The organism is Devosia marina (assembly GCF_009758415.1).
GTDB lineage: Bacteria > Pseudomonadota > Alphaproteobacteria > Rhizobiales > Devosiaceae > Devosia > Devosia marina.
This window is the reverse complement of the sequence record NZ_WQRF01000001.1, coordinates 75,307-98,971: the sequence shown is the minus strand read 5'-3', so window position 1 is coordinate 98,971 and position 23,665 is coordinate 75,307. Positions and strand designations below refer to the sequence as shown.

The 23,665-nt window shown below is 60.8% G+C and carries 21 protein-coding genes; 16 read left to right on the top strand and 5 right to left on the bottom strand.

Annotated elements, in window-relative coordinates:
* The first annotated feature begins 87 nt into the window (after positions 1–87).
* The 7 genes from GO014_RS00500 (at position 88) to GO014_RS00470 (ending at position 9,934) form a co-directional block, all read left to right on the top strand.
* Positions 88–2,457, top strand: a complete 2,370-nt coding sequence (locus GO014_RS00500) for a transketolase (protein WP_157288693.1) — start codon at positions 88–90, stop codon at positions 2,455–2,457.
* 215 nt (positions 2,458–2,672) lie between these two features.
* Positions 2,673–4,274 (top strand): peptide ABC transporter substrate-binding protein, encoded by a 1,602-nt coding sequence (locus GO014_RS00495; protein ID WP_157288692.1) that lies wholly within the window; start codon positions 2,673–2,675, stop codon positions 4,272–4,274.
* A 72-nt stretch (positions 4,275–4,346) separates the two neighbouring features.
* Positions 4,347–6,101 carry an ABC transporter ATP-binding protein gene (locus GO014_RS00490; protein ID WP_157288691.1) on the top strand — a complete coding sequence of 585 codons (1,755 nt, stop codon included), beginning with the start codon at positions 4,347–4,349 and terminating at the stop codon, positions 6,099–6,101.
* A 13-nt stretch (positions 6,102–6,114) separates the two neighbouring features.
* On the top strand, positions 6,115–7,044 hold the full coding sequence (locus GO014_RS00485) for an ABC transporter permease (protein ID WP_104891669.1): 930 nt from the start codon (positions 6,115–6,117) through the stop codon (positions 7,042–7,044).
* The gene (locus GO014_RS00480; RefSeq protein WP_116589615.1) at positions 7,041–7,937 is read left to right on the top strand and encodes an ABC transporter permease; all 897 of its coding nucleotides are present in this window, start codon (positions 7,041–7,043) and stop codon (positions 7,935–7,937) included. Before GO014_RS00485 ends, GO014_RS00480 begins: the two co-directional genes overlap by 4 nt.
* Positions 7,938–7,940: 3 nt before the next feature.
* Complete coding sequence (locus GO014_RS00475; RefSeq protein WP_210252399.1) at positions 7,941–9,140, top strand: aminotransferase class V-fold PLP-dependent enzyme; 1,200 nt, start codon at positions 7,941–7,943, stop codon at positions 9,138–9,140.
* Between the two features lie 65 nt (positions 9,141–9,205).
* Positions 9,206–9,934, top strand: a complete 729-nt coding sequence (locus GO014_RS00470) for a FadR/GntR family transcriptional regulator (RefSeq protein WP_179952895.1) — start codon at positions 9,206–9,208, stop codon at positions 9,932–9,934.
* Here the strand turns inward: GO014_RS00470 and GO014_RS00465 are convergent.
* The gene (locus GO014_RS00465) at positions 9,931–10,737 is read right to left on the bottom strand and encodes a creatininase family protein (protein WP_157288689.1); all 807 of its coding nucleotides are present in this window, start codon (positions 10,735–10,737) and stop codon (positions 9,931–9,933) included. The genes GO014_RS00470 and GO014_RS00465 overlap by 4 nt on opposite strands.
* A gap of 11 nt (positions 10,738–10,748) precedes the next feature.
* Entirely contained in the window at positions 10,749–11,138 is a 390-nt protein-coding gene (locus GO014_RS00460) for a RidA family protein (RefSeq protein WP_116589611.1), read from the bottom strand.
* A 212-nt stretch (positions 11,139–11,350) separates the two neighbouring features.
* On the opposite strand from GO014_RS00460, the gene GO014_RS00455 reads away from it, so the two are divergent.
* The 7 genes from GO014_RS00455 to GO014_RS00425 all read left to right on the top strand — a co-directional run bounded on the left by GO014_RS00455 (position 11,351) and on the right by GO014_RS00425 (position 18,112).
* Positions 11,351–12,349 (top strand): ABC transporter substrate-binding protein, encoded by a 999-nt coding sequence (locus tag GO014_RS00455; RefSeq protein WP_157288688.1) that lies wholly within the window; start codon positions 11,351–11,353, stop codon positions 12,347–12,349.
* Positions 12,350–12,481: 132 nt separating this feature from the next.
* Entirely contained in the window at positions 12,482–13,246 is a 765-nt protein-coding gene (locus GO014_RS00450; protein ID WP_157289748.1) for an ABC transporter ATP-binding protein, read from the top strand.
* A complete protein-coding gene (locus GO014_RS00445; RefSeq protein ID WP_157288687.1) occupies positions 13,243–14,109 on the top strand; it encodes an ABC transporter permease in 867 nt (288 codons plus the stop codon). The genes GO014_RS00450 and GO014_RS00445 overlap by 4 nt, the downstream gene beginning before the upstream one ends.
* A 2-nt stretch (positions 14,110–14,111) precedes the next feature.
* Positions 14,112–15,425 (top strand): cytosine deaminase, encoded by a 1,314-nt coding sequence (locus GO014_RS00440; protein ID WP_157288686.1) that lies wholly within the window; start codon positions 14,112–14,114, stop codon positions 15,423–15,425.
* A complete protein-coding gene (locus GO014_RS00435) occupies positions 15,419–16,825 on the top strand; it encodes an FAD-binding oxidoreductase (RefSeq protein ID WP_425482057.1) in 1,407 nt (468 codons plus the stop codon). The genes GO014_RS00440 and GO014_RS00435 overlap by 7 nt, the downstream gene beginning before the upstream one ends.
* On the top strand, positions 16,825–17,415 hold the full coding sequence (locus tag GO014_RS00430; protein ID WP_157288684.1) for an NAD(P)H-dependent oxidoreductase: 591 nt from the start codon (positions 16,825–16,827) through the stop codon (positions 17,413–17,415). Before GO014_RS00435 ends, GO014_RS00430 begins: the two co-directional genes overlap by 1 nt.
* Positions 17,416–17,545: 130 nt before the next feature.
* Positions 17,546–18,112, top strand: a complete 567-nt coding sequence (locus GO014_RS00425) for a diguanylate cyclase domain-containing protein (protein WP_157288683.1) — start codon at positions 17,546–17,548, stop codon at positions 18,110–18,112.
* 113 nt (positions 18,113–18,225) lie between these two features.
* On the opposite strand, the gene GO014_RS00420 is transcribed toward GO014_RS00425, so the two are convergent.
* Together GO014_RS00420 and GO014_RS00415 are read right to left on the bottom strand one after the other, a co-directional pair.
* On the bottom strand, positions 18,226–18,720 hold the full coding sequence (locus GO014_RS00420; protein WP_157288682.1) for a hypothetical protein: 495 nt from the start codon (positions 18,718–18,720) through the stop codon (positions 18,226–18,228).
* A gap of 12 nt (positions 18,721–18,732) precedes the next feature.
* Complete coding sequence (locus GO014_RS00415; RefSeq protein WP_157288681.1) at positions 18,733–21,033, bottom strand: LPS-assembly protein LptD; 2,301 nt, start codon at positions 21,031–21,033, stop codon at positions 18,733–18,735.
* A gap of 305 nt (positions 21,034–21,338) precedes the next feature.
* Between GO014_RS00415 and GO014_RS00410 the strand changes: the two genes are divergently transcribed.
* On the top strand, positions 21,339–22,085 hold the full coding sequence (locus GO014_RS00410) for a glycerophosphodiester phosphodiesterase family protein (RefSeq protein WP_157288680.1): 747 nt from the start codon (positions 21,339–21,341) through the stop codon (positions 22,083–22,085).
* 9 nt (positions 22,086–22,094) lie between these two features.
* Positions 22,095–22,880 (top strand): DeoR/GlpR family DNA-binding transcription regulator, encoded by a 786-nt coding sequence (locus GO014_RS00405; protein ID WP_157289747.1) that lies wholly within the window; start codon positions 22,095–22,097, stop codon positions 22,878–22,880.
* 13 nt (positions 22,881–22,893) lie between these two features.
* On the opposite strand, the gene GO014_RS00400 is transcribed toward GO014_RS00405, so the two are convergent.
* The gene (locus GO014_RS00400) at positions 22,894–23,625 is read right to left on the bottom strand and encodes a FadR/GntR family transcriptional regulator (RefSeq protein WP_157288679.1); all 732 of its coding nucleotides are present in this window, start codon (positions 23,623–23,625) and stop codon (positions 22,894–22,896) included.
* Positions 23,626–23,665: the final 40 nt, after the last annotated feature.

The following is a 23,665-nucleotide window of genomic DNA, read 5'->3' as shown; positions in this document are numbered from 1 at the left end:
GCTCAGAATGCGAGATTGGCGATCAGATTAGACGGAAATCACCTTTGAGCAAGGCGTAATGTCAGACATATCGATTGGAGGAGAGGTATGGCAGGCAAGAGCATCGAGCGCATTGAAGCGATTGAGGCACTGACCAAAAAGTCACTTTGGCTGGCAAGCTGGATGGTGCACCACGCCAATCACATCCGGCCCAATCCCGATGGGGTCAAGGTTGGCGGCCACCAAGCCAGCTCCGCCTCGATGGCTGCCATGCTGGCCACACTCTATTTCGGCGTGCTGAAGCCTGAGGACCGGCTTGCGGTAAAGCCGCACGCCGCGCCGGTCTTCCATGCCATCCAGTATCTGATGGGCCGGCAATCCCGGCAGAAGCTCATTGATTTCCGCGCCTTTGGCGGCGCCCAATCCTACCCCTCCCGCACCAAGGACACTGAAGACGTCGATTTCTCCACCGGCTCGGTGGGGCTGGGCGTTGCTATGACGGCCTTTGCGTCCATGGTGCAGGATTATGTGCGCGCCAAGGACTGGTCCGGCAAGGCGCGGCCCGAGGGCCGCATGATCGCGCTGGCCGGCGATGCAGAGCTGGACGAGGGCAATATCTATGAGTGCCTGCTCGAAGGCTGGAAGCATGGATTGCGCAATTGCTGGTGGATCATCGACTACAACCGGCAGAGCCTGGATGGCGTGGTGCGCGAGGGGCTTTATGACCGCATTGAAGCGATCTTCAAGGCATTTGGCTGGAAAGTCGTAACGCTCAAATATGGCGCCTTGCAGCGCGCCGCGTTTGAGGAGCCAGGTGGCGAGAAGCTCAAAGCCTGGATCGATGCCTGCCCCAATGATCTCTATTCCGCGCTGATGTTCCGGGGTGGTGCCGCCTGGCGCGAGCGCCTCAATGACGAGATCGGCGATCAGGGCGATGTGTCTGCCCTGCTCTCGCGCCGCAGCGACGAAGAACTGGCGGCCCTGATGGCCAATCTGGGCGGACATTGCGTACAGAGCCTGCTCGAGCAGTTCGAAAATGCTGGAACGGACGAACCGACTGTCTTCATCAATTATACGGTCAAGGGCTGGGGCACGCCGCTGGCAGGCCACAAGGACAACCATGCCGGGCAGATGACCTCGGCCCAGATCGAACAATTGCGGGTCGCCCACGAAATCCGGGACGGGCATGAGTGGGATTTATTCGAAGGCCTGAAACAGGCCGATGCTCTGGCGGACTTCGTCCGAGATGTGCCGTTCAACACAGCCGAATCCCGTCGCCTGACCTCCCCGGCGGTGCCCACTATTGGCCCGCAATTCATCGGTACGGGCGCCACTTCCACCCAAGCCGCATTCGGACGCATTCTCGATGCGATCGCCAAGACAGATAGTGAGATGGCACGCCGGATCGTTTCGACATCGCCGGACGTGACCGTTTCGACCGGGCTCGGAAGCTGGGTCAACCGGCGCAACCTCTTTGCGCGCAAGGAAACAGCCGACCTGTTTCAGAAAGAGGCAATCCCCTCAACCCAGAAATGGCGTTTCACGCCCGATGGGCAGCACATGGAGCTGGGCATAGCCGAGATGAATTTGTTCCTGATGCTGGGCGCGGCGGGGCTCAGTCACTCACTGTTCGGCGAACGCCTGTTGCCCATTGGCACACTCTACGATCCGTTCATTTCGAGGGGCCTGGATGCCCTCAACTACGCCTGCTACCAAGACGCCCGCTTCCTGCTGGTCGGCACCCCATCCGGCGTATCTCTGGCCGGTGAAGGTGGCGCACACCAGTCAATTGCCTCGCCGCTGATCGGCATGTCGCAGGATGGCCTGGCCAGCTTCGAACCGGCTTTTGCCGACGAATTATCCGTCATCATCGACTGGGCGTTTGACTATATGCAGCGCACGGGAGATGCCCGGCCCGACCTCGCCGACTGGCCGCGCGACGTCACCGGCGGCTCGGTCTATCTGCGCCTCTCCACCCGCACGCTGGAGCAGGTGCCGCGCGAGATCGCACCACCGCTGGTCGCCGACATCATTCGTGGCGCTTATTGGCTGCAACCGCCGACCCCGCAATGCGAAGTTGTCATTGCCTATCAAGGGGTCCTGGCCAGCGAGGCCATCGCGGCCGCAGCACGCATCGGCGGCGACCGGCGCAATGTCGCCGTGCTCGCCGTGACTTCAGCGGACCGGCTCAATGCCGGTTGGCAGGCCGCCCAGCGTGCAAGGCTGCATGGCAACTTCGAGACCATCAGCCACATTGAGACCCTGCTGAAAGGCGTTCCGCACCGCGCCGGGCTCGTGACCGCAATTGATGCTCATCCTGCGACCCTAGGCTGGCTTGGTAGTGTGCTGGGGCATCGCACCATGGCGCTCGGCGTCGAGCATTTCGGCCAGACTGGCACGGTTTCGGACCTCTACCGCCATTTCGGCATAGGTGCCGAGACGATCGAAACCACCTGCCGGCAGATTTTCGGGCGCTGAGCGGGGCCGAAAACAACACCCACGTTGAAAAGGAAAAGGAGAAATGCCGGGGTTGCCAAGCTCAAAATGATTTGTCAGACATATGTCATATGGCAGATTTGGGAACAATCTGCCGGACCGCGGCACCAGCCGCGCCAAAGCAAAGTGACCAGACCCGAGGGGAAGGGCCTGGCGCATCAGGGAACGCCTACTGCTCTGCAACAAGGAGGGAGCTCATGCATATCACACGGAAACTCGTCGCTGCGCTGGCCGTCGCCACCGCATTGACACTGCCAGCAATGGCGCAGTCGACCATTACGGCACCCGGTCAGTCCACCTCTGGCACCTATATGGACTATATGAAGACGGTCTATGACCGTGCGACCTTTGCCGAATTGCTGCAGGTGCCGATCGCAACCTTCGACAAGGAATTCGAACTCACGCCGATGGCGGCGGAGAGCTGGAGCCAATCGGAAGATGGCCTCACCTGGAGCTTCAAGCTGCGCGATGGCCTAGTCTGGTCCGATGGCGAGCCGCTGACGGCGGAAGACTATGTCTTTGCCCTGCAGCGCGCCGCAACAACCGGCTACGACTTTGCCTGGTATTGGGATTTTGCCGGCGGCATCAAGGGCTGGAAGGAAGTCACGGAAGGCACTGCCGACGTGTCCACCCTCGGGCTTGAGGCAGTCGATGACCTGACAATTGAAGTCACCACCACTGCACCCAAGCCATATCTGCCGTCTGTCACCAGCCTCTGGTATCCTGTTCCCAAGCACAAGGTCGACGAGCTCGGCGATGATTGGGCGCTCAATGTCGACACCATCGTGTCCTCTGGCCCCTTTGAAATCGAGAGCTGGGAGAAGTCGAACAATTCCGTCGTCTTCACCAAGTCCGAGAGCTATACCGGCCCCTGGCAGGCCCAGGTTGACCGTCTCGAAGTCGACCCCAGCCTTGGCGCCCCTGAAGTCGGCCTGCCGGCCTTTCTCGCTGGTGACGCAGACTACTCCTTCCTCAATACTGGGCAGGTTCCGGTCGCCATGGCAGCCGATCCGGATGGCATCCGCCGCAATGCGGTGTTTGCCACTTCCTACCTCTCCTATGACCTGGAATCCGAGCCCTTCAACAATGTCGATGTGCGCCGGGCCTTCTACCACGCTGTTGACCGCGATGAGCTGACCTCAACGGTGCTGCGGGACATCGCCATTCCGGCCGGGTCGATCCTGCCGCCCGGCTATCCTGGCTACAATCCCGATGTCGTGGGCCAAGCTACCTTCGATCCGGAAAAGGCCCAGCAATTCATGGCCGATGCAGGCTATCCGAACGGCGAAGGCTTTCCGGAAATTGAAATCTGGATCCGCGAGGAAGGCGGCTACAATGGCGCCATCGTGCCGGCCATGGCGCAGTATCTGCAGGCTGAACTCGGCGAGCACCTCGGAATTACTGTAAGCATCCGTCAACTTCCCGGCGCGGACTGGATGGATGGTCTGCGCGGTGCGAAGAACAACATCTTCATCGCTCCGTACGAATACGACTATCTCGATCCGTCCAACTTCTATGGCATCTTCTACGATGGCGGTCGGCACAACTACCATGTCGACGAATATGATGCGCTAGTTGCCCAAGCTGACTCCGAAAGCGATTGGGATACCCGCTATGCGCTCTATGCCCAGGCCGAGCAGGTGATGATCGATCAGGGGCTGATCGTGCCGCTGGTACACCCGATCACCACCGCCATCATCTCCAGCGAGCTGGGCGGCGAGGCAACCGAGCCCAATTCGCTTGGCTTCACCCCACTGGATCGTCTCGGTCACTACTTCTTCACCCATTTGACGAAGTAACCCAGCGATCCATCAGAGGCGCCTCCCGGGCATTCCCAGTCGGGAGGCGCCGCCAGTTTCGGGGACCAGCTTATGGCTTTGGTAGAAATCGCAGATCTCAAGGTCAGCTTTCGCCAATATGGCGGAACCATCGATGCGGTGCGCGGCATCAGCTTTACGGTCAATGAAGGTGAAAGTCTCGGCATCGTCGGGGAAAGCGGCTCGGGCAAGTCGGTGAGTTGCAGCGCCTTGCTCCGCCTGTTGCCAGCAACAGCAGAGGTCAGCGCCACCAAGCTCCAGCTTGATGGGATTGATGTTAGCAAGGCGCGCAAGGACGATCTGGCGCGGTTGCGCGGTCGCTCCGCTGCGATGATTTTCCAGGACCCGATGACGGCATTCGATCCTGTCTTCACTATCGGGCACCAGATCACCGAGACCATCCAGGCCCATCGCAATGTTGCCAAGCGCGATGCGCTCAAGGAAGCCGAAGACTTGCTGCTGCGTGTGGAGATCAAGAACGCCAGCGATGTTCTCAACTATTTTCCGCACCAGCTCTCGGGCGGCATGTTGCAGCGCGCCATGATCGCCATGGCTCTCTCGTGCCGGCCCAAGGTGCTGATTGCAGACGAGCCAACCACCGCGCTCGACGTCACCATCCAGGCGCAAATACTGCAGCTGATCAAGAAGGTGCAGGCCGAATTCGGCATGGCGCTGATCATGATCACCCACGATCTGGGCGTCATCGCCGAAACGGTCGACCGTGTGCTGGTGATGTATCGCGGCGAGGTCATGGAAGAAGGGCCGGTGCAGCAGATCTTCGATGCTCCGCAGCACGCCTATACCAAGCAGCTTCTGGCCAGCCTGCATGCCAGTTTTGAACCCTCACGCGGTAGCGACAGCAAAACCCCTGCCCTTGAACTCAAGGGGCTGGCCAAGGCCTACCGCATCCGCCGCCGGCGCGGGCTGTTCACCGACTATTCCGACTTCCACGCCGTGCGCGAGGTCAATATCGCCCTGCCCAAGAACCGCATTGTCGGCATTGTGGGCGAGAGTGGTTCGGGCAAGACGACGACCGGGATGATGGCCCTGCGGCTGACCGACGTTAGCCGCGGCCAAATCCTGGTGGATGGGCAGGACATATCGGCCCTTTCGGCAGAGGCGCTGAAGCCTTGGCGCAAAAAGATGCAGGTCGTCTTTCAGGACAGCTATTCGGCGCTCGATCCGATGATGACGCTGACCCAGACCATTGCCGAGCCGCTGCATATTCATGGCATTGGCAGTGCCAGGGAGCAGGAAGAGACGGCGCTGGACTGGCTGGAGCGCGTCGGCCTTGACCGTACTTACGCCAATCGCTATCCGCACGAGCTTTCCGGCGGTCAGCGGCAGCGCGTGGCCATTGCCCGAGCCCTGGTGCTCGAGCCCGATGTGCTGGTAGCCGACGAGCCGACCTCGGCACTCGACGTCACCGTCAAGGCGCAGATCATCGGGCTGTTGAAGAAACTTCAGGCCGAGATGGGTCTTTCGATCCTGTTCATCAGCCATGATTTGTCGACGGTTAAATCCCTCACCGACAGCGTTGTTGTGATGTATCGCGGACGTGTGGTGGAAGAAGCGCCGACCGAGCGGATTTTCTCGGACCCGCAGCACCCCTATACCCGCGCGCTGCTTGATGCGGTTCCGGCAACCAATCCCAAACTCAGGCGCGAGCGCACATTCCTGACTGCCGAGCAGATCGCCGCCCAGACACCGCGCCTGACCACGTTGCAGGCGGGCACCGCCCCGCACAGCGACCCGCAACTTGTCGCCATCGCCCCGGACCACCGGGTCGAGGCCTATGTGACCAATTGAGGGGAACGGTCTGATGCTCGGCTACATCCTGCGCCGCCTCGTTTCGGTTGCTTTCACCTTCATTGCGGTGTCGCTCATCATCTTCCTGATGATGCATGCTGTGCCGGGTGGACCATTCGACGCCAATGACATGCCGGTTTCCGAGGCCGTGCGCGCCAAGCTGATGGCCCAGCTCGGGCTCGATCAGCCGCTTTACGTCCAGTACCTCAAATATATGTGGGGCGTGCTGCATTTCGATTTCGGCGTGCCCTATCAAAGCCCCGGCGAGAGCGTGTTGCAGCTCCTCTCCCGTGCCTGGGTGCCGAGCCTTGTGCTGGGCGGGCTCGGCGTGCTCATCGGTGCCCCACTTGGTATCCTGCTGGGCATGGCGGCCGCGCTCAACCGCAATAGCTGGATCGATTATCTGGCTTCCGCCGTTGCCACCATCGGCCTCACCATTCCGGTTTTTGTCACCTCGATGCTACTGATCCTGGTGTTCGCCGTCTGGCTCAAATGGCTGCCCGCCAGCGGCTGGCCCAATCCGGAACGCTGGATTCTGCCCATCATTGCTTACGCGGCAATCCCCGTGGCCACCTATGCCCGCTATACGCGCTCGGCCATGCTCGACACCATGAGCCGGCCCTTCGTTACCGTGCTGCGGGCCAAGGGTCTTAGCGAACGCCGCATCGTCTTCCAGCATGTGCTGCGCAATTCGGCCATTCCGCTGGTTACCGTGTTTCTGCCCATGTTCATCGGCACCGCCACCGGCTCGATCTTTGTCGAGGCCATGTTCCGCGTGCCGGGCCTTGGCGCTTACTTCGTCTCATCCATCGAGACACGCGACTACCCGCTGGAAATGGCGCTGATGCTGATGATCACCTTCATGTACTGCATCGCCTATCTTCTCTCAGACATCGTTTATGCGCTGATCAATCCGCGTATCCGCGTGGGAGGCGCAGAATGACCGATACAATCGCAACGCCAATTATCGAGCCCGCCCCGCCGCGCCAGCGCAGCCCGCTCTGGTTTGCCTGGCAGCGTTTCCTGTCCAACAAGGCGGCTGTCGCCGGCGGCATCGTGATGAGCATTCTGATCCTGATGGCGGTTTTTGCGCCGCTGATCACCCCAGTACCGCCCGAAGCGCAATTGTTCCTCACCCAATCGCTGGCCTTCCCCTCAGCCGAGCACTGGTTCGGTGTCGATAATCTGGGCCGCGATTTTTATACACGCATCGTTTATGGCGCCCGCGTCTCGCTCTCCATCGGCTTTATCGCCGCCGGCTTCTCGGTGCTGATCGGCATTCCGCTGGGGGCGCTCGCCGGCTATTTCGGCGGCCGGACCGACTGGGTCATCATGCGCATCATTGAATTGTTCTCGGTGGTGCCACCGCTTCTGGCAGCCATGCTGCTGGGCACGCTCCTACGCGGCGGCTACATGTCCATTGTTGCCATTGCGGCTCTGTTCGGCTGGGTGCAGGTGTGCCTCCTCGTCCGCGCCCAGGTGAAGGCGTTCCGGGAGAAGGAATTCGTCCGGGCCGCGCAGGCGCTGGGCGCCTCGCCCTGGTACATCATTCGCCGTCACCTCATACCCAATTCGATCAGCCCGATCATTGTCGGTTTCGTGCTGGCCATCCCGCTCGCCATGATGCTTGAAGCCTCGCTCAGCTTCCTGGGCATCGGTGTGCCGCCGCCCACCGCCACCTGGGGCCAGATGATCAATGAGGGCATCAATTTCATGTTCTACTACTGGCACCTGGCTGTCTTCCCGACGGCAGCGCTGGCCATCACCGTGCTCGCCACCTCGCTGTTTGGCGACGGATTGCGCGATGCCCTCGACCCCACCCTGAAAGGCCGCTGAACCGTGTCCGACAATCTCGCCCGGCACTTCCTCCTCCGCGAGGATGTCACCTTCCTCAATCACGGTTCTTTCGGCGCCTGCCCGCGCCCGGTGTTCGAGGCTTATCAGGGCTGGCAGCTCGAACTGGAGCAGGAACCGGTCGAGTTCCTGGGCCGTCGCCTGCACGATCTGCTGCGCGTGCCTCGCGATGCCCTGGCGGCCGAGCTGGGGTGCAACGCCGATGACATTGTCGGCGTGCCCAATGCCACCAATGGTCTCAATATAGTGGCGCAATCACTCGATCTCAAACCCGGCGACCAGATCCTTACCACTGACCACGAATACTCTGCGCTGGAAAAGACCTGGGCTTATGTCTGCCGCAAGACTGGCGCCGAGATCGTGGTAGTCAAAGTTCCCATGCCATTGGTCAGCGAGGCGGCGTTCACCCAGACCATCATCGACGGCATGACGGAGCGGACGAAGGTCCTGTTTCTCAGCCACATCACCTCGCCCACCGCTCTGCTATTCCCAATCGAGAATGCCATCGCCGAGGCGCGCAGGCGCGGCATCTGGTCGGTGATCGATGGCGCCCATACGCCAGGCCATATCAAGCTCGATCTCGACGCCATCGGGGCCGATTTCTATGCGGGCAATTGCCACAAATGGATGATGACGCCCAAGGGATCGGCGTTCCTCCACACCCGCCGTGAGATGCAGGGTCTGCTCAACCCGCTGGTGATCAGCCATGGCTGGACCAAGGATTCCAAGGCGCCCGGCGCCAAAGGCAATTTCGGCAATTCTCCCTATATCGACGAACTGGAAATCCGCGGTACGCGCGATCCGGCGCCCTGGCTGACCGTTCCGGCCGCCATCGTTTTCCGCAAGGAGAACGACTGGTGGGCCATTTCCGAGCATTGCCATGCCCTGGCACAGGATACCGCACGACGCCTTGGCGAACTGACCGGTCTTGCGCCTCTGAGCAGTGCAGCGTTCTGCGCCCCGCAAATGGTCGCCATGCCCATACCCGAATGCGATACGCTCGCGGTCCACACGACGCTGTTCGAGAAATACGGCATCGAGATTCCCGTTTTCAAATGGCAGGACACCTGCATCGTGCGTTTGTCGGTGCAGGGCTACAATTCTCGCCCGCAAATGGACCGGCTGGTCGACGCACTCACCGAGTTGCTTGAGCTCAAGCAGGCGCCACTGGCAGCGCAAGGCTGACAAATGCGCCAATATGTGGTGTGAGTGGCCAATAACGGTCCGCCGCATCTGGAGGAATGGGCCCCATGAGTCGGGAAGCCGCCCTGAGTTATCTGGAACCGCTTGAGAATCGCACACGCAATGTGGCGGTGCTGGATGCGCTTGCCGAAATGGTCGAGCGCGCCGGCCTCAAGATCGGCGACCGCCTGCCGCCCGAGGTGTCGCTGGCGGCCTCGCTGGGCGTTGGCCGATCGACCATTCGCGAAGCCCTCAATCGCTGGGAGGGCCTCGGCATCATTCGGCGACGGCGCGGCGACGGCACCTATCTGGCCGCGCGCGTGCAAACCTCGCGTGGCCTTGTCCCGACCATGGTGCGGCTGGAAGGCGAGGCCCTGCTGCGGCTGCTCGAAATCCGCCGCACGCTGGAAAACGACGTTGTGCGCAAAGCAACCCTGCATGCCACAGCCAAACAGCGGGCGGAAATCGCGCGGCTATGCGATGAGCTGCTGGACGATGTGCAGGCTGGTCGATCATGGCGCAAGGCAGACCATGCCTTTCACAATGCAATCTATGATGCCTCGGGCAATCCGATGTATGGGCAAATCCTGGTAAATCTGGACCATGCGTTGGAGCGCGGGGACATCTCGCCTTTCAACCGAGACGCGTTCGGCCTCGAATCCTTCCCGCTGCACCGCGATCTGGCCGACGCTATCGTGGCCGAGAATGCCGATCTGGCGGTGGCCGCCATCAATCGCATTCTGGATTCAGTCGAGGACGAAGTCCGCGCGATCATTGCGGACGGCAAGCTCGTTTAGCCAAGCTGCCAGCGCTCCGTCCCAGGCAGGGGTATACGCTCGACTTCGCGCAGCACCTCGATCATGCCCGCAACATTGCGCTCGGCCATAGCCCGCCCCTTTTCGGCGGTTGCCAAGGCTGCTTCGCCTACCGCGCCAGATGGATTGATATCGGAAGCAACCCAGGCATAGACATGCCCGAAGGCACCAGTGGGCCGGAGATACTTGAACTTCTGCTCGTCCCTTGTGGCGATCGAGGGAAAGTTCTCGGCTCGATCCATATCGACCAGGTCCGGCCGGAAATGCAGGATCAATGAGGTTTCAGCGTCGCCGCCATGGATGCCGTGGCGCCGTTCCAGATCGCTCAGAACGCCTTCCGGCGCGCCGAAACGCCAACCGCTCTTGACCGCCAGCATGCCGGCTTCCACGCGCAATTCCCGCGCGACAATTCCCATGACTTCTTCATTGCCGCCATGGGAATTGACGAAGACGATTTTCTTCACTCCCGCCCGTGCGACCTCAAGGCCAATTTGGGTCCAGGCGTCAATAAGGTTGGTAGCCTTGTGAGTAATCGTGCCTTTGGCCCAGATGTGCTCATTGGATTTGCCGACGGCCTGCACGGGCAGAATGCGGATATCGAGATCGGCGGGCACGCGCTCGGCCAGCAGGTTCATCATCGATTGATTGATGATGGTATCAGTGCCCACAGGCAAATGTGGCCCGTGCTGTTCCACCGCCGCAATTGGCAGGATGGCGATCGTCTTGTCCGGGTCGAGATTGTCGAATTCGCGGGCAGCGAAATCGGTCCACCAGATCTTTCTCATGGTCTTTTTCCTTAGGCGGGGCCGGCAGCGATGGCTTCGATTTCGACCACAAACTCGGGGCGGGCAAAGCCAGAGACGATCATCAGGGTCGAAGCAGGATAGGGCTCGGCAAACAGTGCATTGCGCACCGCCATATAGTCCGCCAGGTGCTCTCGTCCTGTGACATAGGCGTTGATCCGCACGATATCGGCCAGCTTCAGTCCGGCCTCGGAGAGAATGGCTGCGATATTGCCGAAGCAGAGCCTCGTCTGAGCCGCGCAGTCCGGCGGGATCATCGCATTCCCATCGATGCCCAATTGTCCCGAGCAAAACACCAACCTTTGCCCCTCGGGCACAACCACGCCGTGGCTATAGGGGGCGAAGGGGGGATGGATGGCCGCCGGGGCGAGGGGTGTGAACATGCAAACTCATTTATTTTGATGGGAATGCTAGAGGCCGGGGCTCGTCCTGACCAGCCCAACAGCCACCCACTGCACGCATAGCAGGCATTCTTGCACTTTGCCTATTTTTTAGCTTCACAGATGCGACTGCATGTCGAAAGGTATGGCCAGGGCGGCCTCAGCCGTCAGAGCAACAGGCCGTGGCGAGGGGCCGCGGCACAGGGAGCGCATTGATGCAGATTTCGACCAAAACCATTCTTCTGGCCGCACTGGCGCTGGCCAGCAGCCCGGCAGCAGCGCAGGAGCTCGACGCAGTCACCTTCGCCACCAACTGGCTCGCCCAGGCCGAACATGGCGGCTACTATCAGGCCATTGCCGATGGCACCTATGAGGAATACGGCCTCGACGTCACCGTGATGCAGGGTGGGCCACAGTCACCGGGCCGACCGATGCTGGTGAGTGGTGGCGTGCAATTCTACATGGGCGGGGTTTCGGGCGCGATCAACGCGGTCAAGGAAGAGATTCCAACCATCACCCTGGCGGCAATTTTCCAGAAGGATCCGCAGATCCTAATGTCGCACCCAGACCAATTTGATACCTTTCCGGAGCTGGCCGGGGCTTCGAAATATATCTTAAGTGCGGACGGATTCACCTCGTACTTCTCCTGGATGAAGACCGAGTGGCCTGACTTCGCTGAAGACAAATACGAGCCCTATCAGTTCAACCCGGCTTCGTTCCTGGCCGACGAAATGGCGATCCAGCAGGGTTATCTGACTTCCGAACCACTCTCGATCGAGCGCGAGGCCGGCTTTGCGCCCGATGTCTGGTTGCTGGCCGACCAGGGCTACACCCCCTACTCCACCACCATCGAGGCGATGAAGCCCTGGGTTGAAGCCAACCCGGATATCGCAAAGCGTTTCGTCGAAGCCTCGATCATCGGCTGGTACAACTATCTCTATGGCGACAATGCCGCGGCAAACGAGCTGATCAAGGCCGACAATCCGGAAATGACCGACGACCAGATCGCCTATGGGATCGCCAAGATGAAGGAATACGGCATCGTCGTTTCTGGTGATGCCGAGACCCAGGGCATCGGTTGCATGACCGACGCGCGCTGGACCGAATTCTACGACAGCATGGTGGACGTAGGCGTCTATGAGCCAGGCCTCGACATCACCACGGCCTATACCACCGAGTATGTCTGCCAGGGCCTCGGCATGGACCTGATGTAACTACCCTTACGACCGGTGCGGGCAATCCTGCCCGCGCCGCTTTGCCCCAAATCGGGTTCTAGTATTTTGACTGATATTCTCGAAGCGGCCCCAGAGACGGCCGAAACGACTCCAGAGCGCACCGTTGTCTCGATGCGCAATGTGAGCAAGCTATTCTCCAACGGCACGCTGGCACTCAAGGACATGAGCCTCGATGTGCGGCGCGGCGAGTTCCTCAGCCTGCTCGGCCCCTCGGGCTGCGGCAAGTCCACCGCCTTGCGCATCATCGCCGGGCTGGGCGCCGCGTCCACAGGGGTCATCGACTGGCCCAGTTCGCGGATCAATGCCAAGGGCCTGCCCGAGGGCGATGTCGGCTTCGTGTTCCAAGAGCCAACGCTGATGCCTTGGGCGAGCGTGTTCGACAATGTCTATTTGCCGCTGCGTCTCAATGGCATGAGCAAATCGGGTGCCCGGCCCCGCATCATGGAGGCGCTGGCCTCTGTTGGCCTCTCCGACTTCGAGAAGTCTTATCCGCGCGAGCTCTCGGGCGGCATGAAGATGCGCGTTTCCATCGCGAGGGCGCTGGTCACCAAGCCGCGCCTTTTGCTGATGGATGAACCCTTTGCCGCGCTCGATGAGATCACCCGGCAAAAACTCAATGACGACGTGCTGAGGCTCTGGCGCGAGACCGGCATCACAGTGATATTCGTGACACATTCGGTGTTCGAAAGCGCATTCCTCTCCAACCGCATCGTTGTCATGCGCGCCCGACCGGGCCAGGTCTGCGCCGACCTCGCCATTGAAACCACGGGCGAGCGCGATGCCAATTATCGCACGTCCGAAGAATATCGCGCGACGACCGACCGGGTGTCTCGCGCCCTTCAGGAAGCTATTATGCTGGGAGCGCAGGGACAATGACCGACGCCGTCCAGACTGCCAATATTTCTGAGGCCGGCACCGACAGCGCCGTAGCCATCGCCGTGGCGCGGACCGGCACCGCTGAAAAGTTTCTGCGCATCGTCATTCCGTTCGTCATGGTGGCCCTCGCCATCGGACTTTGGCAGTTGCACATCACGGTCAATGAGGTGCCGCGCTACATCATGCCAGCCCCTGGCGATGTGATTGCCGCGCTCTATACCGACTGGGGTACACTCTCCCCATCCCTGCTGGTGACGCTGCGCATCACCTTCCTGGCGCTGGCCATCGCGCTGGTTGGTGGGGTCGGGCTGGCCATTATCCTGGTTCAGAGCAAGTGGATTGAGCTGGCGATCTTCCCCTTCGCCGTCATCCTGCAGGTGACGCCGATGATCGCCATCGCGCCGCTGCTCATCATCTACATGCCCGATACGCAATCGGCCCTGCTGACCTGTGCCTTTGTCGTCGCTTTCTTTCCAATCCTCTCCAACATGGTGGCGGGGCTCAAGAGCGTCGACCACAATTTGCTCAACCTGTTCGAACTTTATGGCGCAAGCCGCTGGCAGACGCTGCTTTATTTGAAGCTGCCGGCCTCACTGCCCTATTTCGCGGCGGGTCTGCGTATCGGCGGCGGCCTATCGCTGATCGCCGCCGTAGTGGCCGAGTTCGCAGCTGGTTCTGCGGGCAAGGGCGCGGGTCTGGCCTTCCGTCTGCTTGAGTCCGGCTACCGCCTCAACTACCCGCGTCTCTACGCCGCTCTGATCCTCCTGATGGTCACAGGCGTCGCCATCTTTGCGGCAACCTCGCTGATTGCCTGGCTGCTGCTGCATCGCTGGCATGAAAGCGCCATGAAGCGGGAGAACTGAGGATGAACCGCATCATCCCCGACGGCGGGCACTATGTGCTGGCCAATGCCGCCGTGCCTGCATCACTTATGGGCGATCCGACGTCCGGCGCATTGCGACTAGTCGATATCACGATTGCCGATGGCGCTATCGCGGCCATCGACCCGGCCGGGTCGGTCAGCCTGCCTCAGCGGATCGATCTGCGCGGTGATATCGTGCTCCCTGCTTTTGTCGATCTGCACACGCATCTCGACAAGGGACACATATGGCCGCGCCAGCAGAACCCCGACGGCACCTGGACGGGGGCCCTGCGGGCTGTGCTGGAAGACCGCGAGGCCAATTGGGCTTCTGACGACGTTGAGCGGCGCATGGATTTCGCCTTGCGGTGTGCCTATGCCCACGGCACGGCTGCCATCCGCACCCATCTCGATATGGCGCCACCTCAACATGAAATCAGTTGGGACGTGTTCGAGCGCGTACGCGAGCGTTGGGCCGGACGCGTGGAGTTGCAGGCGGCGGGCCTGATGGGTCCCGATACCATACTCGACGACACGGCCCTCCGTGCTGTGGCGACCCGCACCAAAGCCGCCGGCGGCATTCTGGGCGGCTCGACCGCCCTGCACCCGGAAAACCCAGCAATCATGCGGCGCCTGGTCGAGATCGCAGGAGAGCTTGGTCTCGATATCGACCTGCACACAGATGAATCGCCGGACCCAGCGGCCAATGCGCTTGAATGCCTGGCCGATGCCGTCATTGATAGCGGCTTCTCCGGTTCGGTCGTTGCCGGGCATTGCTGCTCGCTGGCGGTGCAGAACGACAGCACAGCGAAACGCGTGATCGATAAGGTCGCCCGGGCAGGCATCGCCGTGGTCTCACTGCCCATGTGCAACATGTATCTGCAGGATCGCGAAAACACGGCCGGTGTACGCACGCCGCGCTGGCGCGGCGTGACCTTGCTCAACGAACTGAAATCCGCTGGCGTCCCGGTGGCAATTGCCTCGGACAATACACGCGACCCCTTCTATGCCTATGGTGATCTCGATGGTTTCGAAGTTCTCCGCGAGGGCGCGCGGATCCTGCATTTCGATCACCCACAGACAGATGCCTTTGCCTGGACGCGCTCGGTTACCGCCGATCCGGCCGCCATCGCCCGATTTGCCTTTAGCGGCGCTCTCAAAGCCGGCGTGGCCGCCGATCTAATACTGTTCAAGGGCCGCAGCTGGACAGAACTGATGTCGCGCGCCCAAGCCGACCGCACTGTAATCCGCGCCGGCAAGGCCATCGACACCACCCTGCCCGACTACCGTGAACTTGACGACCTGATGGGACCATCATGAGCATTGCAGAATTCCGCGCCGAACTGGGTGATATCCCGCAGGAAGACAATCCGCGCATCGTGCAGCAGCGCAGCCGCGACCATTATTGGTATTCGCCGGTCCTCAAGGCCAAGCTCGACCATGTCACCGCAGAAGTGGTGGTCTCGCCACGCTCGACCGAAGAGGTCAAGACCGTGCTACGCGCCGCCTACAATCATGGCGTGGCCATCACTCCGCGCGGGGCCGGCACAGGCAATTATGGCCAGGCCATGCCACTCTCCGGCGGCGCGATGCTCAATCTGATGAACATGGACAAGGTGCTCGAGATCAAGCCGGATCGCGTGCGCGCCCAGGCCGGCGCCGTGCTTGAGGCCATGGACCATGAAACCAAGGCGGCCGTAGGCGGGGAATTGCGCTTTCACCCCTCGACCTACCGCATGGCCTCGCTAGGCGGCTTTATTGCCGGGGGCTCAGGTGGCGTCGGTTCAGTGCGTTGGGGCGGGCTGCGCAATCTGGGCAGCATATTGGGCCTCAAGATCGTCACCTGTGAGGCCGAGCCGCGCGAACTTGACCTCAAGGGCGAGGACATCCTTAAGGTTGCCCATGCCTATGGCACCAATGGCATAATCGTTGAAGCCGAAATGCCATTGGCCCCGGCCTATGACTGGGTCGACATGATTGTTGGCTTCGACCAGTTCATGGATGCGGCCACCTTTGCACAGGCTGTTGCGTTGCAGGATGGCTTGCTGGTCAAGGAGGTTGCGCCCTGCGCAGCGCCGATCCCTGAGGCATTCTTCAACCGGCACAAGCCTTATCTCAAGGATGGCCAGTCGGTTGTCCTTTTGATGGTCGCGCCGGTATCGGTCGATGCGATGGAGCTGTTCGTCACTCATCACAAGGGTGATCTGGTCTATCGGGCCGACCAGGCAAGCGATGAAGAAAAGCGCCGCCTGCCGCCGGTCTATGAGCTGGCCTGGAACCACACGACGCTGCGAGCGCTCAAAGTCGACAACAGCATCACCTATCTCCAGACGCGTTATCCGAGCATCGAGCATGTTCAGAAAATGTACGAATTGCTGGGCGACGAACTGCCCATGCATATCGAAATCACGCGCCAGGATGGGGAGGTGACCTTCGCTGGCCTGCCGCTGGTGCGCTACACGAGTGAAGAACGCCTCGAAGAGATTATCCGCCTCCATGAAGACAATGGCTGCGATGTCTTCAACCCGCACCGCTATACACTTGAGGAAGGCGGCATGAAGCGGACCGATAAGAAGCAACTTGACTTCAAGCGCGAGGCCGACCCCAAGGGCATGCTCAACCCGGGCAAAATGGTCGCGTGGGAGAATCCGGACTTCGATTTCAATGCCGGCAAGGTGTGGCTGTTCGACGGGCTCAATGCAGTCCGGCAGAGCGCCTGATGCGGGTCCATGTCATCCACGCCCACCCAGTCGAAACCAGCTTCAACCGGGCGCTGTTCAGCGCGACGGTCGAAAGCCTTGAGAAGGCCGGGCATAAGGTCGACGCGCTCAATCTCTATGAGGAGGACTTTCCTGCCGTCCTCACCCGCGAAGAGCGCCTGGGCTATCACGACATTCCCAACAACCTGACCCTTTTGACGCTGCCTTATGTCGAGCGCCTCAAGGCGGCTGACGCGCTGGTCTTCGTGCATCCGGTCTGGAACTACGGCTATCCGGCCATTCTCAAAGGCTATTTCGACCGCATCTTCCTGCCCGGCGTTTCCTTCACCATGGAAGGGGGCGGCGATCGCGGCAGGCTCAAGCCGGGTCTGGGCAACATCAAGAAGGCTGCCTTTGTCACCACTTATGGCGGGGACCGCTGGCGCACATTCCTCATGGGCGACCCGCCCCGCCGCATCGCCATGCGTTGGGGCTGGGTTACCTTCCAGACCAGACCGAAATATCTCGCGCTCTACGACATGAACAATGTCACGCAGGAACAGCGGGAGGCGTTTCTAGGGAAAGTGAAGGCGGAGATGGGACGGTTCTGAAAGAGCATTTTGCCGGGAGCAGGAACTATTGCCAGGCCGCCATATAGCTAAAATTACAGCCATCACCCTTAGCGCAAATTGAGACTTGGTCTGGCATGATTTGCGCTGTGTTGGACTTGAGGACATGCAGATGAGCAAGTCGTGGTTGGACTGGTTCACCGGCAAGAGTGCGGGCGATTGGGATCGACGCACCAAACCCGCCCCGGAAATGCCCCAACTGGAACCAGAGGATTTCGATCCGGTCACCGGGGCAATCCATTGGGCCAAGTTCACCAGGATACTGGAAGCGGAGCGGCTCCAATCTGCGGGCGCCTTGCTGGTCATTGATCTGGACGAACGGTCGACCGAAATCGAAACCCTCGCCGAAGAGAGACGCAAAAGCGTTTTGCCCTGGCTGTCCCAATCGATCCGACATGCGGTTCGCGCCGAGGATCTGGTGACCCACCTTTACGATTATAGGTTCGCCGTTCTCTTGCGCGGCGCGGCACAGGAGGTCGCGGACACGGTTGCCAAGCGCATCCGGGCATCGGTGGATGACACGATATTCATGACAAATGAGGGAATCTCCCGCCTGGGCGTCGCCGTCGGTGGGGTGACCTATGATCCAGCTCGCGAAAAAGACAACGACATTATCAAGGCAGCCTTCGACAATCTCGGCAATGCCGCCAAGAGCGAGCCATTCATCCTGATCTCCTGAAGTGAATTTGCGCGCGCGTCTGTTTAGCGCCTGGCCTGAGAAACCGAACTGGCCGGGACCACGCTTCCGGGCACGGAACTTGCTGTTCTGGAACGATCGGAGACCCGGTCAGTCTAGCGGCTATAACCGGCCAAAATAGCTGCCCTGAGGGCTTCCGCCGTGCTCCTTGCTGCCGTTTCACGTGCGCCGGCGGCCGAGGCAATATCCGTCGGTGTCAGCTTTCCGCTCTGGTATGCCGTGTCGGTAAAGCGAGTGGCTTCGAAGATCGTTTCTTCGCCATCCATGATCGTCACCGTAGCCTCCACCCGTACATTGACCGGCCGCGCGACCTCATAGGCATTGGACATCGATCCCTGCGGCGAGCTGGTGCTGGCAGCAATATCCAGTACCGGATCGCTCAGCAGCGCAGGCCCCGGAAACGCAACCTTGAGGCGATTGAGGATGATCTGCTCGATATGGCTGTCGGGCGGGGCAAAGTTGAACCGGACACTGCTCACGTCCCGACCGGACGCAGGATCGCCATAGACCGGCGCAAGGCTGGTGCATCCGGCCAGGGTCACGGCCATCACGGCGAAGGCGAAGGCAGATCCAAGGAGGCGGTTTGTCATGGCTCCCCTTCCCTATTGCAGCAGATTGCCGACCGGCACGGCACCGGAATAGCCGACATCAAAGCCCGCTGGAGCGAGCAGGCGGAAAGTGGCCGTGGCGCGAAGATCATTGGGCGAACTATGCGTGGGCCCGGTGCGCGTGACATTGCCTGACACGACGAGATAGCCGTCGTTATAGGTCAAACCGCCGCCCACCTGCAAAAAGCTGTTGGCACTCAGATCCCAATAGGCACTGCCGTTGGCACTCCAATATTCGGCCACCGGAACGCTCGCTTCGATACCGATTTCGTGCATATCCTTGACATTGCCCGTCGCGGGAGTGGCGGCAGCATAGCGGTAGTTCAGAGCTCCGGACCATCCGTCCTGCCCGTAACTCACACCCAGACCTGCTCGTGCAATATCGAAGCTCGTCGTATCAACCTGCAGCTTGCCGCCGGCCTTGAGGGAATTGGCCAAGGCCCCATAGGCGCCGACGACAGCGTAGGAGGCTGCATTCTCCAGACCCGAGCCGACACCGACCTGCTGCTGATTGCCCAGGGCAAAGGCGTTGGTGCCTGCCAGCTGGAAGGATTGTCCGCCCACCAGCTCAAGATAGCTGCCGTCCATCAGGCTGGCGAGATAACGCCCCCCCAGATTGACCCGCAACCCGGTTTCCTGCCGATCGATGCCGGAAAAGCGATTGTAACTGAAGATGTTGGTGTCATCGAAGACTAGACTCTGGGAGTCTTCATTGGTGATCCCCGGCGCAATATTCGAGGCGCCGCGATAAACGATCTGGCCAATCGGCTCGACGAGATGGGTCACGCCATTGCCATAGGCAGCCATGGGGTAGCGGATATCGAGCGCCGCAATGGGCGTCGCGCCCAGAAGCGTCTGGGCAGCCGGCGCCGATACCAGGCCGCTGCCCCCATCATAGCCGGCCGCGTCCAGCCGCAATCCAAGGAATGGAGTGACCACGGCGCCGCTCGCGATCCATTGGTTCTGCCAGCTCGCCTGTGCCATGCCGTGCACCCGGTTGCCGGCATAGCCATAGTCGTAGGGGATGCCATTGACCGTTGTGGTGTAGTCCAGCTTACGCGTAATGCCGAGCAAGCGCGCTTCCACCTCGACCCGGCCCGCCCCAGGAGGCAAGGTGAAGTTGCGCTCAACCCGTATATTGGGGAGCGCGATGCCCTGCTGGTCACGAACAGAGTCCGGGTTTTCGCCCAACATGTTGAATTGCTGAATGCGGCCGTCGATATAAGTGTCATCGCTCAGATGGGTCGCATAGACCTCATTAACCGCCGAGCGGCGCGGATCGAGCATGTAGTCGGCAAAATAGGCGCTGTCGGTGAACAGCGAATAGGCGGCACCAACCGTCCAGTCTTCGACGGGCTTGAACTCGCCGGCGGCCTGAATGGCGCCACGCCAATCGGTCTTGGCATCGGCAAAGGTGAAGGCGGTCTTGTCGAACTGATAGAGACCGGACGCCTTGATGTTGAACGAGCCGCGATCGAAGCGCTGGATCCACTCGGCGCCCATCAGGAAGCCCTGCCGGCTCAAAAGCGTCGGCGAGAGGATGACATTGGTATCGCGCGTCGAATAGACCGTGAAGGGCACCTCCGCCTTGACCCCAGTCTTTTCGCTATAACCTAGAGTCGGCTTGGGGATTGTATCGAGCGCGTCATTGCTCAGGTCCGGCAGCCAGAGATAGGGCAGCCAGGCGACGGGGACACCGAGCAAGGCCAGGCTCGGCTGTTCCAGGGTGAGGGAATTGTCCTCGGCGTTCTGTACGATCCTGGCGGCGCTGATTGACCAGCCAATGCGCTGGCCAGATGGCCCAACGCAATCGCCGCATGGGGCATATTGCGCATTGGTCAGGATAGAGTTGAGCACCTGATCGAATTCGGCGTCGTCTGCGGTGACACGCGAGCCGTCGCGCCCGGTCAAGGTCATGCTCTCCAGCACAACGCGCTTAAGGCCTTCGGTGAGGTCAAGGCGGTCGCTCTGCGAGGTGTTGCCGGCCGGATCGATCACCACGACATTGCCAATGAGTTCCATTGCCCCGTCGGCCCGGCGATAGACCAGACGGTCACCCGAGAGGGTGTAGCCGCTGACGCGCAGCACCACGTCCCCACGAGCCGTAATCTCGTTGCGAACGGAATCGAAGACAAGTTCTTCGGCCTCCACGGCCGTTGGTGCAGCCGGGTCGATTGGCGCTGTGAAGAAATCGTCGGGCAAGAGACCCTGGGCGAATGCGGGCGCAATTGCCGTAGCGGGCAGCAGGGCCAGTGCACAAGCCCAGCCCAGAATCGCGCCCTTACCGGGTCTCATCAATGAGCACCCCTGAGGTTCGATGCTTTTGAGCTTCGGGTTGCCATGACCGCACTACGCCAAACTGAACAATTCGCAACGCCGTCCCAAGCCGATACGCCCGCTGACGACAAACTAGCCACCAATCTAGGGGCGGGCAATGAAGAATGTACAAACTCCTGGGCAATGTGACCGTTGCGCAATGCTCCATCGCAAGTATCAGACATGTTCATTTGAGCACGTCGAAGCGCCAAACCCGTCCATTTGTCGCAAATCTGTAGCAAAATCAGCCTATGGGCGTGTTCAGATTACCAAGGACGCCGTCCATGACACTTTCTACCCTTCCCGGCCCCGCCCGCAACGAAGTTCAGGCGCATCGCGGCGCCTCCGCCATTGCCCCGGAAAACACGATTGCAGCCTTTCGCGCGGCCGCAGAGGCCGGTGCAAAATGGGTGGAACTGGATGTTGCGCTGAGCGCCGATGGGCAGTTGATCGTCATTCACGACGATAGCGTTGACCGGACCAGTTCGGGCAGCGGGTCGCTCGGCGCGCTCACGCAGAGCGAAATTGCGGCGCTTGATGCGGGGAGCTGGTTCAGCCAGGACTATCAAGATGAACGGATTCCGACGCTGGCAGAGACCATTGCCGCATTGGGCGAATTGGGCCTGAGCGCCAATGTCGAGATCAAGCAGCACAAGCATCACAAATCGCTCGACCAGTTGGTCGGTGCCGTGCAGGCCGATATTGCGAAACGCTCGGGCGGCACCGAGATCATGATCTCCAGCTTCGATCCCGAAGCGCTCAAGGCCATGCATGCGCTCGAACCCGAGCTGGAAATGGCCATGCTCTGGGGGCGTCCTCCCGAGGACTGGGCCGAGCAACTTGCGGCCGTCAAGGCAAGCACAATTCACATGCACTTCAAGGCGCTCTCGATCGGCCTGCTCGAAGAGACGGCCAGGCGCGGTATCAAGGTCAGAGCCTGGACCTGCAACGACCCGATGCAACTGGTGTCATTTTGGGATGCGGGCCTCACCGGCGTCATTACCGACAATCCCAAGCTCTTTCTGGGATAAACAGGGATGATGGGGCAAGATACGCTGTCGGATCGGCAACGCGACATCCTGGCCCTGATCGAGGCGGATGGCGCCCAATATATCGAGCAATTGGCGGCGCGTTATGCGGTGACAACCCAGACCGTGCGACGCGACATCAATGCCTTGTGCGACCTGGGCTATGCCCGACGATTCCACGGTGGCGTCGATGCGCCCGTTACCGTGCGCAATATCTCGATCAATGCTCGAGCGACCCTTAACAGCGGCGCCAAACAACGCATAGCGCGCCGTATCGCGGCCGATATCGAGCCGGGCTCAACCGTGTTCATGGGTATTGGCAGCACGGTGCAGTTCGTGGCCGAAGCGCTGCGGAACCGGGACGATCTTCGCGTCGTCACCAACAATATCGATGTGGCTCTGGCCCTATGCAATGCGCCAAAGGTGGAAGTGCACATGACGCCGGGGCTGTTGCGCCACAATGACCGGGATGTGGTGGGGTCAGATTCGCTGGCGTTCTTCGAGAAATTCTATGCCACCCATGCTGTCGTCGGCGCCGGGGCGCTCGACCCAGAAAAGGGCATGCTCGACTTCAGCTATGCCGAAGCCCAGACAACAACCACGCTGATCGCCAATTCGCGGGTGCAGTATCTGGCCGCCGATGTGAGCAAATGGACGCGCGACGCCTCCGTGCGCGTTGCGCCGTTCAGCCGCATCACCAGCTTCTACACCGATCAATTGCCCGATGATGGCATGGTTTCTGCGGCTATCCAGGCTGCCGGGACCAATGTGGTGCTTTGCGGCACGGACGCGGACTAAGCGTTGGTCCTGTTCAGGCCAGTACCTGGGCACGATCCAGTGCCCGGATCGATTCAAACAGGATGGCGGCCTGATCTGCATCACCCTGTTCAACCGCGGCGATCAGTGCCTGAAACCGGCTTACCGAGGCTGCACGGTAGTCCGGGCTACTGAGGGCGCCATCGCGTGTCAGGGCCAGGGCCAGAGTGAGCTCAACCACGCCGATGACCGAGCGCAGCAGCGGATCGCGGCTGGTCTCTGCCAGGACGCCATGGATTTCGAGGCAGGACAGGCCGAATTGCTCGATCGATTCACCAGCCGTTTCCATCTGGTGACACCAGTATTTGAGCAGACGCACCTGTTCGGAGGTGCGCTGCCGGGCAGCCAGCGCGATCATGGGCGTTTCCAGCGCGGCTCGAGACCGGAACAGGCTTTGGTGAAATTCCGGATCGGCCGGCGCATCGAAATGCCAGGCCAGCACCTGTGGATCGAAGAAGTTCCAGCGGCTGCGTGGGGACACGCGTGTGCCCACCTTGGGCCGGGCCTCCACCAGTCCCTTGGCCTCGAGGGTCTTGAGCGCCTCGCGCAGCACCGTGCGGGAGACGCCATAGGTTTCCATCATCACCGCATCGCTGGCCAGCACCGAGCCGATCGGGAATTCCCCGGTGACGATGGAATGGCCAATCTCGTTGATGACGAAGGTGTGGAAGTTCCGTGCGGCCCGGCGTCCGGAAAGCGAGCGGATCAACCCGCCAGTCTCGATCATGTTGAGAGCTTTCGAACACGCCCGGCGCGGCGATCATTCC